Below are 12,308 nucleotides of genomic sequence, written 5' to 3'. Positions count from 1 at the left end.
GTTTAGGCTGAATGTGATGTATAGGGGGAATGCGACTGGCACAGCTTTAGCTTTTTTTTGCTGTTTTACTCGGGGCTTTTGCCTGTTCAGCCATCATTTTTTCCACAACAGCCAGTGATTCTTGGGCTTGAGGTACATTTTCTTGCGCTAAAGCAGAAAAGATTTTTTTCGCTTCAGGCAAGTTTTGCGGCACGATGTTGCCATTGGTAAACATATTGCCCACAGCCATTAACGCAGGAATATAGCCTTTTTTTGCTAAATCTTGGATGCTGGCAAGTCCTTGCTTAATCGGGGCTTCATCTTTGTTTTTAAAACCGGTACTGATGTCATACAGGGCTTTGGCATGCATGGCTTGGAAGTTGCCTTTTTTAATTAAAGGATCCAGCTTTTGTAGGGCTAATTTATCTGAGGCTGCCGTGTTTTCAGAAAACAGTAAAACAGCTAAATCTACGGTTGCATCGCTAAAGCCTTGTGCTGAGGCTTTTTCAAGATATTGTTTGGCTTTGGCGATGTCTTGTTTTAAGCCGAGGGAACCCGCCAAATAATTTTTACCCAAGACATAGTTGGCTACGGGATAGCCTTTATTGGCAGATTGCTGATACAACTGAAGCGCTTTCTTTTCATCTTTGGTGCTGCCTTGACCTGTTTGAGTTAAATAGGCCAAATTGTAGAGCGCTTGTGCATTGCCTGCTTTCCCCAGTTTTTCTAAGGCTTGATAGGCGCCAGTCATATTGTTGGCTTTCACCATCTCTTCAACTTGAACAAAGGCAGGATCAATTTTGGATTGAGTTTCGGCTAGTGCAAATTGTGAAGATAGCGCGATTAGACCAGCAAGAATTATTTTTTTCATGATTAAAACCTTATACAAACATGCACACAATTCCGTCTGTGTGTCGGGACAGAAACATTTCCATAATAGGTTGAATTGTTCGAATGTAAATATGGGATTTGTGTATTGTGAATAAATAAATCACTCTCGTAATCGATTTACATAGATAGATTCGATCAAGCGCATTGGAGGGGAGTTGGGTGAGCAAAGCATCTCCATATACGGGATATGGAGAGGGAGCAGCAGAAAAATATCGTCTTTCAGAGCATATGCATGAGGCTTTAAAGTTTACGCCAAGTCACATCTTCATCATTTAGGTCAACAGTAAAACTGAATTTATGATCATCCCGAACCAGTAATGAGGTCGGTGTTTTCATCAGCACTTTCAGGACTGTGCCTTCATCAAAAACCTTCGGCACATGATCATCTTTTTCTAAAGTCACAGGTTGAATCAATTCGATGACAAAAGACTCCATATTTTTCTCCTTATATATTGAGTTTATATTGTGGCAATAGTGTAGCATTCATTGTGCTGTGCATTTATCGCTCTTTATCTGAATTGTGAATTGAATCATAAAATCTTTCGGTCAGAGAGCGAATCTGGATTTATCGTATAAAAAACAAAAATTTTATGCCAAACGTTCAAATCTTTTCAGAAAAAGCGTATTAAAGTCGAAATATAGAGCGAGATAAAAAGCAGGAATATAATAATTGTGTAACTTTAGCGGGCTGTTTTTCGCATTTTAGACCGACCGTCAGGGTTAAGCTGAAAATGGCTAAAATTAGCGGATTGATCCACTAAATTATACAAGTAAATGAGAATTGTTTGCGTAAGCAGGTGATTCAAATAAAGAAAAGTACAAATATATGCAAAAGTTCGTACCCGAAATTACACATTTAAGATTAGTATTCCAAAGATATTCATTCCAATAATTCAAGGATTTTCGGGTTCGATGTTTAAATCATTTTTTCCAAATCCCAAATGGTTTTTCCTTTCTGTACTGATCTGGTCAGTGGTTAATGTAATCCTGTGGTATACGGGAGGGAGTACTTGGGGAAGTGCCATTGGATGGCCACAGGGATATGCAACTGCGGAATTACCGATTGGTGTGAGTCGGTTCTGGTCACCCTCATTCTTATGGTTTTACCTCTGGTTTTTTGTGTCCACCACGCTTTTTGCCATGTTCTGGAAGTTTTTCTCCGACAACAAATGGCAACGCTGGTCGATTTGGGGCTCAGCCTTTATTCTGTTTAATATCTGGTTCGGCGTTCAAGTCAGTGTTGCCATTAATGCCTGGTATGGTCCGTTTTGGGACTTAATTCAAAAAATGCTGGGCAGTGGTGGGGATATTAAAGACCTGTACCTAGGCACGTTGACCTTTTTGTATATTGCCATGGTGGCAGTCACCTTTGCGGTGGTTAATTCATTTTTTACCAGCCATTATGTATTCCGTTGGCGTACTGCCATGAACGAATATTATACCGAGCATTGGGAGCGGTTACGCCGGATTGAAGGGGCTTCGCAGCGTGTACAGGAAGACACCATGCGCTTTGCCACTATTATGGAAGACTTAGGGGTAGAGCTGATCAAGGCCGTGATGGTGTTGGTGGCATTCTTACCGATTCTGTTTGAACTCTCCAAACATGTGCCAGTATTGCCTTTAGTCGGTGAATTGAAGCATTCATTGGTCTGGGCTTCGATTATCTGGGCCATTTTCGGGACGGTGTTATTGATGCTGGTGGGCAGTAAACTCCCTGGTTTGGAATTTAATAATCAAAAGGTAGAAGCGGCTTATCGTAAAGAGTTGGTGTATGGCGAAGACCATGCCGATCGTGCGCAACCTGCAACCCTGACGGAATTGTTTAGCCGAGTTCGTCAAAACTATTTCCGCCTTTACTTTCATTATGCCTATTTTAATTTAGTGGCCACGTGGTATCGACAACTCGATATTTTATATAGCTTGGTGGTGCTGTTCCCATCCATTGCCGCAGGCACCATGACCTTAGGTCTCGTGAACCAGATTGGAAATGTGTTTGATAAAGTTCGTGAATCATTTCAATATTTGATTATGTCGTGGAAAACCATTATTGAATTGCTGTCGATTTATAAGCGTCTTAAAGCGTTTGAGTCTATTTTACACGACTAACACTTCTCGCACTGTCATGTTAAAACCTGCTGCGGCAGGTTTTTTCTTGTGTAGCGGCTACAAGGCGCGCTTTAAAAAACGCTAAACTCGCTTTACCTGAGGACAATAACTAAAAGTGAAGGCATCATGAAATTTATTCCAACGCTAATATCCAGCAGCCTGTTGAGTGTGATGAGCGCCTCTGTGATCGCGCAAGATCTCAAAGGTATGTCTTTTTATCATCAAGACTGGGAGATGTATTGCAGTAATACTGGAACCTGTCGTGCCGCAGGTTATCAAGCTGATTCAGGCAGTGAGCTTGATCCTGCATCATTATTATTGACGCGTCAGGCCGGAGCCAAACAAGCGCTTAAAGCCGAGTTTGCCTTGGGGAGTTTTGAGCATGACCGTCTGCCAGAGCAACAACTGCAAAATATTCATTTTTATGTGAATGGTCGTGACTTGGGGGCAGTTCAGATTGAAGGGCGTGAAGTACCGTTAATGGGAACATTATCTGCCGCGCAAGTTCAGGCGCTACTTCAAGTGGCTGGCAAAAATGCCAAGATTGAGTTTAAGAATCAGCATTACCATTGGCAAATTTCCGATGCAGGCATGACCGCCACACTCTTAAAAATGGATGACTTTCAAAGACGTGTCGGCACAGTTGGCGCTTTAATTAAAACTGGGCAGAACAGTGAGGCAAAAGTCTTGTCCGCAGTCCCCCCTTTACAGGTGAAAGCGGTCAAAACAGCCAATACTCCGTACTTAACCTTGACCCCCAAACAGGCAAAGTATTCCAGCCTGTATCAGACCTTAATTACAGCACAACCCAAAGGCGATGAAGTCTCTGAAGGATTCTGTGAGGGCATTTATCAGGACGGTGAGGTCGAATCTCAAGCCATTGAAGTGTATAAGCTGAGTGGGCAGAAAGTGCTGGTCAGTACATTGTGTTGGCGTGCCGCCTATAACGAAGGTTATGGCATGTGGGTCATGGATGCGAGTTTAAAAGGTCCAGCTACCTTTGTGACGGAAACGGCTTCTGACTTTAGTGAAGGTCGTATCCACAGTGCACAAAAAGGACGAGGTATTGGTGACTGCTGGAGTATTGCGGAATGGGTCTGGAATGGGCAACGGTTTGTTCAGACCCAGGACCGCTGGACAGGCATGTGTAAAGGTCTGGCGGCTGGCGGTGTATGGAATCTGGATAAAATTGAGGCCGTGGTTCAGTAATTGCTTACTGAGGATTCTTGTTCAACACAGTGTGATGCCCGATTGCTCATTGCACTGTGTGAGCAACTGGATTCTGCTGATTGAAATTTAACTGCTACTACAACAGTCTTTTGGATTTGTTAATTAAATCAAATAACTAGGATAAAATTGGGTTTAATTTGCATAAACCCGAATATATTTGATTTCAATTGGGTAAATTTTTAAAAATGAATAATAAAATCAGTAGTCTATGTTTGTTATTTTATTTTTTTTGCGATATTTTTAAACAATAAAAAAATTATTGAGAAAAAAGACGTGAATTTACAAGCATTGATCTTGATTGGGGTGGCAGGAATCGTGGTGCAAGGCTGTAGTCATTTGGGGGGAATGAGCGCAGATTCAATCGGTAAATATGCGACACCACAGGCATTGATTGATCAGAAACAGTTGAATGCAGCGGATGGTTCTGGCAAAGAATATGTCTATGACTGGGGAAATGAGCAAAACTCGAGTGAACCACAGGCGCTTTATCCACGTAAATATTTAGGCAATTACTGTCATGCCAAAGGTGGCAAATTTGCCTTGCTGTATAAAAGTAACATGAGTTTGGTTAAAGAGCAGGCGCAAAAAAAACGCCTAAATGCACACAGTAATGTCAAACAAGGCATCGGGACTTATCAATGTGTCTTGCCAGATGCGCGCTGGATTGTTTCCATTGAGCCTACCGCTGAGAGTAAATTGGACTCGAATGCAAAAGCACGGGTGGTGCGCTTGCAGACCCGAATTTTAAGCCTAGAAGAAGCGAAGCAGTTGTATCGAAATGCGGGTTCAAATGTTTCGGAAAAAAAGTCCAATAAAACCACCACAGCTAAAGCCAATAAGCTTGAAGTGAAGGAAACCGAGAATAAAAAAGACAGTGAAAAAAAGAAAGACAGCAAAGCCGAACCAGTCGCGGCTTCTGTAGTAGAAACTCCGCAGCAACAACAGTTAAAAGCCTATGTCGCAGCACGCCGTGATTTAAGTAAAGGCAAAAATCAGCTGAATGCCTGTAATAATGCGCAACGTGCCTATAACTATGGCAAATTGACTGGCACCAATGCCAATGTCTATACCGATTCAGGCATGCTCGTTGCACGCTGTTTAACCAGTGTGCCTGCATACCGCAGCCGGTTTTCTAATCCAAAAGGACAAGCCAATAAAATTCTGCAAAATCTTGCCAACAACTACAATCATGCAGGGGCAAAACGCATGTTGGCTCAGGGCAAATGAGTTTATCGTCGTAAAGAGTGAATCCCGACTGCGTATGCTCAGCTAGCACCCTAGATGGGTAAATAGGAAGAATGAGATGAGCAGTACTACACAGAACGCCGTTTATTTTGCAGGGCCCTTATTAGAGCAGGAAGTCGGGGAGTCTGTGCTTGATATCCGACAAACCCCATACTTTTATAATGATGCAGGCCGACCCAGCTATCTCGCTTGCTTACCTGATCAAGTTGAAGTGCTTCGTTTGGCCGCAGAAAGTGCTAGCCATAAAGGGCAAGCTTATCGGGTACCCCGCAGCCTAGGCAGCAAGGATAATGCCCCCTATGGCCTAGAAACTCAATTGGAGTTTGAAGGAACACAGTTTGAATTTGAAGCCTTATGGGCAACCCGTGAAAATGCCGTAGCGTTTGGTTTTACCTTGGTGGAAGCTGGACAAGCGATAGAGATTCAAAGCCCAGTGACCACACTGTCGCAAATTGAATATGCCTATGGCATGTGGGCAAGTTACTGGTGTCCTTATTTGGATTTGGGTAAAGCTGTGGATGGCGGAAAAACCTTATTTCCTTTTATTTGCACGGATTTGGAACATCATGATTTTCCGCATGTTTTCGCATCTACCGATGAAAGTTTACCGCTTGTGATTAGCGTGGCGCGTTATTGGCCTAAGCGCAAGAAAATCTATCTGGCTGATTTATGGATACCTGTCGGTTCGGCACTGTATTTGCCGCCACAGCCTGCGTATCCAGCACGTGAATATATCAACTTGCACAATAACCGAAATTCGGCACATGCCTGTTGGGGCAATCAACAGCAAACCCAATTAAAAACCCATACTTTATTACAAAATCAGGGCGGCTATTTTTATTGGTACTGGAACCAATCCCCGACCATCCATCATCAGTTATCTTGAATCAAATCGATCAATACAGGGTTGCGTTCCATCGATTCGGTTTGGAACGCAACCGTATTTGTTTCAACCTAATGATTTTAAATCTGAATGGTTGCACCGAGTGCTTTCACAAACTGCGCCAACCACGCAGGATGTGCCGGCCATGCAGGGGCGGTAACCAAGTGCCCATCCGTCACAGCTTCAGTGACTGCAATATCGGCATATTCACCCCCAGCCAGTTTAACTTCTGCCGCACAGGCAGGGTAAGCCGAACAGGTACGTCCTTTGAGCACATCAGCCGCAGCTAACAGTTGCGCGCCATGACACACGGCAGCAATCGGTTTTTTTACGGCATCAAACTCACGGACTATCTCCACCACTCGGGCATTCATACGTAAATATTCTGGTGCTCGCCCACCAGGAATAAGCAAACCGACATAATCTGCGGTGTTCACGGCATCAAAATCATAGTTAATGGCAAAATTATGTCCACGTTTTTCACTATAAGTTTGTTCACCTTCAAAATCGTGAATGGCGGTGGCAATGCTGTCACCCGCTTTTTTATCGGGGCAGACCGCATGTACGTTATAGCCCAGTCCCGTCAGAAATTGAAAAGGCACCATGGTTTCATAATCTTCGGCGTAGTCACCGACCAGCATGAGTATTTGTTTGGACATGATTTTCCCTCGGTGTTGTTATGTATGGATGATTTTTATATCAACTTAGCATAGACCGATCTCAGGGTTAAGAGCAGCTTTGTTGTCTTTAGTCATAACTAAAAATAGTGAATTCAGATTTTAAAAAATTCAAAGAGATTCAATGTTGGAGAGAGGATTGGTTGCTTTCTAGACACGCTGATTTAAAATGCAGTTCACTTAACAATCATAACAATGGATAAAATTGAATATGAAACATTGGCTGCATTATGGTTTTCTGTTATTCACCATGGGGTTTTCTTCTTTCGCCATCGCTGAAGAGATGAAAACCTACCGAGGCATGGGCGCTGCCAAACATGAATTTCCAAGCTTTAAAGCATTAAAAGCAGGTGGTTTTATTGCCAAAAAACCTGAAATTTTCCGCTCTGACTACATTGATGTTTATACAGTCAAAAAGCCAATCAAGTTTATGGGGCAGACTGTAGTGGCTGTATCAGATGAATATATGTCTGAGTATATAGGCTGTTGTGTCAGTGAAGGGTGGGGAGCTGTATTGAGCAAAAAATCGGATTTGGCTGCTTTGCAGCAATTTACCAAACAGCATCAGTGCTCTTTAAAACCGAGAAATGAAGAAGCATCGGATTATTATGCTCACAGCCTAAAAAGTTATCCGCGTGCAGAATATTATGAGCTGTCTTGCCGAGAGCGAGATTTAGCGCAATATTAATCCAGTGGTGCAGGGTAGCCGATGTCAATCTAGGGGTTGGATCAACTTAGTATTGATGAGTAAAAATGATCAAACCCACACAATGCGGGTTGATGGATCTTTAGGGTATTTTTATAGAAAACATGCTCCTGCGGTTGCACCAAACAACATCACCCACAGTGGATGGACTTTTTTAAACAGACTCATCACCGTTGCAATCACAATGATGGCGACCAATAAGGTATTTTGCGCCGAAGCATCGGCAATAATCCATGCACTGACCAGCACCAGTCCGACCGTAATCGGCTTTAAGGCTTTTTCAAAGCGTTCACGTAGTGGATGATCCTTAAACTGATTCCAGAATTTCAGCGCAAAGACGGTAAGCACCGATGAGGGACCAAATTTGGCCAAAGAGGTCACCAATAGCCCTGCGGGACCTGCCACATGCCAACCGACCAAAGGCACAATCATCATATTCGGGCCGGGTGCTGCCTGAGCCATGGCAAACATGGTGCTAAACTCGGCTGCGGTTAACCAGTGATGGACTTCAACCACCTGATGTTGCATTTCCGGCAAAATTGCAGGGCCACCGCCAAAAGCCAGTAAAGATAGTTGGGTAAAAACGATGGCTAAGACAATCAGAATCATGCGCTTTTTGCTCCTTTATTTAGGCTTAACAGGCTGAGATTGATGGCGATTAAAATGATTAAAGTCAGCAGTAAAGGCACTTTTATCAGCAGCATAAATACAAAGGTCAAGGCGATGGTGAACCATGTCATTGCACGATTTAAGATCGGGCGTAGCATTTTCAAGCCCATGGCAAACAGCAGACCCGCGGCAGCCGCAGCCAAGCCTTCCAGCATATGCTTTACCATAGCAATGGATTGAAATCGGGCATACAGTTCATACAGTAAAATCACAATTAAAGTGGGTGCCGAGATTAAGCCCACCACAGCACTAACGGCTCCTTTCACGCCTTGAAATTGATAGCCGATCGCCACGGACATATTGATAATATTGCCACCGGGCAGCAATTGGCACACGCCAAGTAAATGGGTAAATTCCTCAATCGTCAGCCATTTTCGATCATCCACAATCATGCGGTGAGCCAGTGGCAGCACGCCACCAAAACCCATCAGACCGAGCTTCATAAACCCCATAAATAATTCCTGCGCATTGGGATGAATCTCTTGCTCCAAGGGAATGACTTCTGTTTTCATGGCTTCGCTCTCAATCTTGCATGTCAAAAGTATGCGCCTGTTGCGTTATAATGAAAAATGCTAATTATGATGTTATCCATACCTAAAAAGTATGTTTATAAACGGGATGATGATGGATATTCACAAGCTCAAAGCCTTTGTTGCCGTGGTGGAAGAGAGCAATATTTCGCGTGCTGCTGTGCGTTTAAATATGCAACAACCGCCTTTAACCCGCATTATTAAAGGTCTGGAAGATGAACTGAACGCCCAGTTGCTGAAGCGCTTGCCACGAGGGGTCGAGGTCACGGAAGCGGGTAAAGTCCTGTATCAGGAAGCCTTAACCATCTTGGCACATACACAAGCCATTTCGCAGCGGGTGCAGAACATCACGCAGGGGTTGGAAGGGCAGTTGAATATCGGCATTACCAACTCAGTGGGTTTGCATCCCTTTTTACCCGCTTTGCTGCGTAATTTTCGTGAAGCCTTTCCTGCGGTGTCTATTTATCTGGAAGAAGATGGCAGCAATGCACTGGTGGACTCCATCCGTAATGATAAAAATGACCTCGTATTTTTACGTAAACCTGCTCCGATTGGTCTGGGGTTAAATAGCTTGCATGTGCTGGATGAGCCATTAATTGTGGCAATGCCGAATAACCATCCGCTGGTGGCACAGTCTGGTGTCATTCTATTATTGGCTTTAGAACCTTATGATTTTGTGCTGTATCGCCGTTTGGCAGGGCAGGATTTGTTCGACAATATTATGGCGAGTTGTTATCAGGCAGGTTTTAGTCCCAAGATTGTCCAAGAAGCCCCGCGATTAACGTCTAGCTTAAACTTGATTGCCGCAGGTATTGGGTTGTCGATTGTGCCCGAAGCAATTCGGGATTTTTGGAACAAGCAAATTGTGTATAAACCTTTAAAAGCGGATGTACCGTGTATCGCCCCGATTTATGCGGTGTATAAAGACAATCCCGACAATGTGCGTTTACAGCATGTGTTGCAACTTTTAGGCAAGCAGTCCAGCGAGATACAGAGTCATAACAACCAACGCTAAAGTCCTGTGCTACAAAGAAGCCAATCATTTAATGGAATTCAGTATATGTCTGCTCAGGTTGCCCATGCTCAAGGGAAATGGTCTTATTTAACGCGTGCAGTGTTATTGGCTACTGCTGTTTTGGGTACGGCACAAATGTCGCAAGCCAGTACCACAGTCGATCAACTGAGTGATTGTTTGGTAAAGTCGACTACCGCCACGGATAAAACCGCCGTGTTGCAATGGACCTTTGTAGCGCTATCCACTCACCCTGAATTAAAGCAGTTTAGTCAGGTTACGGAAGATCAGAAAACCGCACTGGATAAAAACGTGGCGCAGGTGTTACAGCGTATTTTGGTCGAGCAATGTTCGGCACAGACCAAAGCGGTGATTCAGGCAGATGGTATTCAAGCCGTAGATGAAAGTTTTCAGCAGTTGGGGCGCATTACGGGCGAAGAAATTGTAAAGAATACGGAAGTGAAGCAGCAGTTGAATGGTTTGTTGCGTTATGTGGATTTAAACAAGATGTTGACGACGTTTTTGACGCCTGATATTTGGAATAAGTTGGGTGTGGTACGCTAAAATGAATTTAGTAATATTTTTTAAAATGATGCCCTTATTTTAAGTTAAAGGGCATCTAAATTATCAGTTACAGCTGCCTACTATCTCTTTTTGAGCAGCCTCAATACTCGCAACCACATCATTAAAGCTAACCTTTGGGTCACTATATTCAGGGTTGGCATCAGCAAAAGCCTTTAAGTTAAATGCCATTATTGGTAACTCCAAACACATAATTCTATATTGCGTTTCTGAATTCTGTTCGTAAATGTTACTCATATTTCTTTCTACAAGGGAAAGAGTATGATGCATCTCTTTATTGTATTCTTCCTGAGAATTTACTTTAAACGGTATTTCTTCATTTTTATTGTTTGATGAAGCAATTACTGATGAATTATCTTGTATTCCTTGGTCGGGGTTTTGGGTTGCTAAATCTGCCTCTATAGCAGCAGCTTGAGCTTCTTGTGAGGTTGATTTTTCATCTAATTTAACAGAGGATTCTGTAGATGCATTGTTTACGTTGTTGCACATACTAACGATAAAAGCTAATCCTAAAATAGTAATTAATGCTGTAATTGGTTTTGCAGGACTCATTTCAAAGCTCTTCTTTAAAATTAAGTAATCTAAGATATTTTTTTTGAATTTTACAAATATTTAATATCAAATGATTTTTTAATAAGCTTTTTAAGTTCTTGTGGTTAAAAAAAGAACTAATATTTATTTTTTAGGATTTTTCCTGATGATATATAATTTTAATAGGTAATGTATTTGACATAATGTTAAATTAAATTTTATAGCTAATTTCAAGGTATTTAAAAAATATTTTTGTTCTTATAGTAATTCCTTTATTTATTAATATGGTAAATGATAGTGCGGAAACTTTTGATTTTTGGCAATGGTTTAGGAATGGCAATTGATCATAGCCATTATTCACTGACAAATGCTTTGAATACTATTTGGGGAGATGACACATTATGGAGTGATACGGTACATCGTGATTTAATCCAAAACTGTATTCCTTCAGGACAATGTCCAGTATCAGAGGAAGAATTAGATAAATTATACTTAGTTTCGACTTCTTGTGATTATCTTAATGATTTCCCGAATACAACTAATGGGCAGCATTGGTTGTCAAATTATGGTCATGATTTTACAACAGCAGCTCAAGAGTATATTCATACAGTTGCAGCACATTTATTCGACTCTACAAATACGTTACCGTTGGAATTTAAAACAGCATTAATAGATTTTATAAAAAATACAAAGTCCCATGTTGGAACTTTAAATTATGATCGATTGTTGTATAAAGCATTTGTTGATGAAGGAATTTGTAATGGGTTTGATTATTTAGTTGATGGCTTTTGGAATTCAGGCTTTGATAGTTCTAATTTAGTTCGCCTTTATGATAAAGACTTTGGGTACTACATGCATTTACATGGATGCCCATTGTTTGAAGATAAGGATGGGGCAACTTATAAAGAGAAATTATATAATTTTCAAATTGCAAAAAAAAATCCAAGTAAGCATATTGTCTTAACACATATTAAACATAAGCCTAGTGTAATAACTGCCTCTGAAGTACTATCAACCTATTGGAACTATTTGATTTTATCTTTAAGCGAAGTAAATGAAATAATTTTATTTGGTTACTCAGGATGTGATACGCATTTAAATCAACTTTTAAAAGTACATGCGAATAGTAAATTCAAAAAAATTGTTGAGTGGGATGGCGATGGTCAAACAGTTAAACAACGTCAACAGTTTTGGGATGGTGAGCTAGGTGCTAATGTAACCTTACAAAGAATGCCTGATATAACCCAATTTACATCATGGTAAATAA

General features: G+C 41.7%; 14 protein-coding genes. 8 read left to right on the top strand and 6 right to left on the bottom strand.

Annotation, left to right across the window (positions count from 1 at the left end):
- Positions 1 to 46: 46 nt before the first annotated feature.
- Together ACX17N_RS14415 and ACX17N_RS14410 are read right to left on the bottom strand one after the other, a co-directional pair.
- Positions 47 to 850 (bottom strand): tetratricopeptide repeat protein, encoded by an 804-nt coding sequence (locus ACX17N_RS14415; protein WP_458893260.1) that lies wholly within the window; start codon positions 848 to 850, stop codon positions 47 to 49.
- Positions 851 to 1,110: 260 nt separating this feature from the next.
- A complete protein-coding gene (locus tag ACX17N_RS14410; protein WP_458893259.1) occupies positions 1,111 to 1,305 on the bottom strand; it encodes a hypothetical protein in 195 nt (64 codons plus the stop codon).
- Between the two features lie 477 nt (positions 1,306 to 1,782).
- Between ACX17N_RS14410 and sbmA the strand changes: the two genes are divergently transcribed.
- The 4 genes from sbmA to ACX17N_RS14390 all read left to right on the top strand — a co-directional run bounded on the left by sbmA (position 1,783) and on the right by ACX17N_RS14390 (position 6,337).
- A complete protein-coding gene (gene sbmA / locus ACX17N_RS14405) occupies positions 1,783 to 2,976 on the top strand; it encodes a peptide antibiotic transporter SbmA (protein ID WP_458893258.1) in 1,194 nt (397 codons plus the stop codon).
- Positions 2,977 to 3,102: 126 nt separating this feature from the next.
- Entirely contained in the window at positions 3,103 to 4,185 is a 1,083-nt protein-coding gene (locus ACX17N_RS14400) for a DUF1176 domain-containing protein (protein ID WP_458893257.1), read from the top strand.
- Between the two features lie 294 nt (positions 4,186 to 4,479).
- Complete coding sequence (locus ACX17N_RS14395) at positions 4,480 to 5,433, top strand: hypothetical protein (protein WP_458893256.1); 954 nt, start codon at positions 4,480 to 4,482, stop codon at positions 5,431 to 5,433.
- A gap of 76 nt (positions 5,434 to 5,509) precedes the next feature.
- Positions 5,510 to 6,337 carry a hypothetical protein gene (locus ACX17N_RS14390; RefSeq protein ID WP_458893255.1) on the top strand — a complete coding sequence of 276 codons (828 nt, stop codon included), beginning with the start codon at positions 5,510 to 5,512 and terminating at the stop codon, positions 6,335 to 6,337.
- Positions 6,338 to 6,414: 77 nt separating this feature from the next.
- Here ACX17N_RS14390 and ACX17N_RS14385 read toward each other — a convergent pair whose 3' ends face one another.
- Positions 6,415 to 6,993 (bottom strand): DJ-1/PfpI family protein, encoded by a 579-nt coding sequence (locus ACX17N_RS14385; protein WP_458893254.1) that lies wholly within the window; start codon positions 6,991 to 6,993, stop codon positions 6,415 to 6,417.
- A 229-nt stretch (positions 6,994 to 7,222) separates the two neighbouring features.
- On the opposite strand from ACX17N_RS14385, the gene ACX17N_RS14380 reads away from it, so the two are divergent.
- Positions 7,223 to 7,699, top strand: a complete 477-nt coding sequence (locus tag ACX17N_RS14380; RefSeq protein ID WP_458893253.1) for a hypothetical protein — start codon at positions 7,223 to 7,225, stop codon at positions 7,697 to 7,699.
- A 111-nt stretch (positions 7,700 to 7,810) separates the two neighbouring features.
- Here ACX17N_RS14380 and ACX17N_RS14375 read toward each other — a convergent pair whose 3' ends face one another.
- Both ACX17N_RS14375 and ACX17N_RS14370 read right to left on the bottom strand, forming a co-directional pair.
- A complete protein-coding gene (locus ACX17N_RS14375; RefSeq protein ID WP_458893252.1) occupies positions 7,811 to 8,326 on the bottom strand; it encodes a chromate transporter in 516 nt (171 codons plus the stop codon).
- Entirely contained in the window at positions 8,323 to 8,898 is a 576-nt protein-coding gene (locus ACX17N_RS14370) for a chromate transporter (protein ID WP_458893251.1), read from the bottom strand. Before ACX17N_RS14370 ends, ACX17N_RS14375 begins: the two co-directional genes overlap by 4 nt.
- 109 nt (positions 8,899 to 9,007) lie before the next feature.
- Between ACX17N_RS14370 and ACX17N_RS14365 the strand changes: the two genes are divergently transcribed.
- The gene (locus tag ACX17N_RS14365; protein WP_458893310.1) at positions 9,008 to 9,931 is read left to right on the top strand and encodes a LysR family transcriptional regulator; all 924 of its coding nucleotides are present in this window, start codon (positions 9,008 to 9,010) and stop codon (positions 9,929 to 9,931) included.
- A 45-nt stretch (positions 9,932 to 9,976) separates the two neighbouring features.
- A complete protein-coding gene (locus tag ACX17N_RS14360) occupies positions 9,977 to 10,492 on the top strand; it encodes a hypothetical protein (RefSeq protein ID WP_458893250.1) in 516 nt (171 codons plus the stop codon).
- A gap of 63 nt (positions 10,493 to 10,555) precedes the next feature.
- Here ACX17N_RS14360 and ACX17N_RS14355 read toward each other — a convergent pair whose 3' ends face one another.
- Entirely contained in the window at positions 10,556 to 11,062 is a 507-nt protein-coding gene (locus ACX17N_RS14355; RefSeq protein ID WP_458893249.1) for a hypothetical protein, read from the bottom strand.
- Positions 11,063 to 11,374: 312 nt separating this feature from the next.
- Here ACX17N_RS14355 and ACX17N_RS14350 point away from each other — a divergent pair, with 312 nt between their 5' ends.
- Complete coding sequence (locus ACX17N_RS14350; RefSeq protein WP_458893248.1) at positions 11,375 to 12,304, top strand: SIR2 family protein; 930 nt, start codon at positions 11,375 to 11,377, stop codon at positions 12,302 to 12,304.
- The last annotated feature ends 4 nt before the right edge of the window (positions 12,305 to 12,308 follow it).

The sequence above is a fragment of the Acinetobacter sp. GXMZU3951 genome (assembly GCF_054457875.1).
Note: the sequence above shows the minus strand (reverse complement) of the source record. Positions and strands in the feature narration are given on the sequence as shown.

Excerpts from the sequence above, each read along its gene's own strand:
- ACX17N_RS14365 (WP_458893310.1), top strand. The coding sequence starts at position 9,008 with ATGATGGATATTCACAAGCTCAAAGCCTTTGTTGCCGTGGTGGAAGAG.
- sbmA (WP_458893258.1), top strand. The coding sequence starts at position 1,783 with ATGTTTAAATCATTTTTTCCAAATCCCAAATGGTTTTTCCTTTCTGTA.
- ACX17N_RS14370 (WP_458893251.1), bottom strand. The coding sequence starts at position 8,898 with ATGAAAACAGAAGTCATTCCCTTGGAGCAAGAGATTCATCCCAATGCG.
- ACX17N_RS14380 (WP_458893253.1), top strand. The coding sequence starts at position 7,223 with ATGAAACATTGGCTGCATTATGGTTTTCTGTTATTCACCATGGGGTTT.
- ACX17N_RS14355 (WP_458893249.1), bottom strand. The coding sequence starts at position 11,062 with ATGAGTCCTGCAAAACCAATTACAGCATTAATTACTATTTTAGGATTA.
- ACX17N_RS14385 (WP_458893254.1), bottom strand. The coding sequence starts at position 6,993 with ATGTCCAAACAAATACTCATGCTGGTCGGTGACTACGCCGAAGATTAT.
- ACX17N_RS14410 (WP_458893259.1), bottom strand. The coding sequence starts at position 1,305 with ATGGAGTCTTTTGTCATCGAATTGATTCAACCTGTGACTTTAGAAAAA.
- ACX17N_RS14415 (WP_458893260.1), bottom strand. The coding sequence starts at position 850 with ATGAAAAAAATAATTCTTGCTGGTCTAATCGCGCTATCTTCACAATTT.
- ACX17N_RS14390 (WP_458893255.1), top strand. The coding sequence starts at position 5,510 with ATGAGCAGTACTACACAGAACGCCGTTTATTTTGCAGGGCCCTTATTA.
- ACX17N_RS14375 (WP_458893252.1), bottom strand. The coding sequence starts at position 8,326 with ATGATTCTGATTGTCTTAGCCATCGTTTTTACCCAACTATCTTTACTG.
- ACX17N_RS14360 (WP_458893250.1), top strand. The coding sequence starts at position 9,977 with ATGTCTGCTCAGGTTGCCCATGCTCAAGGGAAATGGTCTTATTTAACG.
- ACX17N_RS14350 (WP_458893248.1), top strand. The coding sequence starts at position 11,375 with ATGGCAATTGATCATAGCCATTATTCACTGACAAATGCTTTGAATACT.
- ACX17N_RS14400 (WP_458893257.1), top strand. The coding sequence starts at position 3,103 with ATGAAATTTATTCCAACGCTAATATCCAGCAGCCTGTTGAGTGTGATG.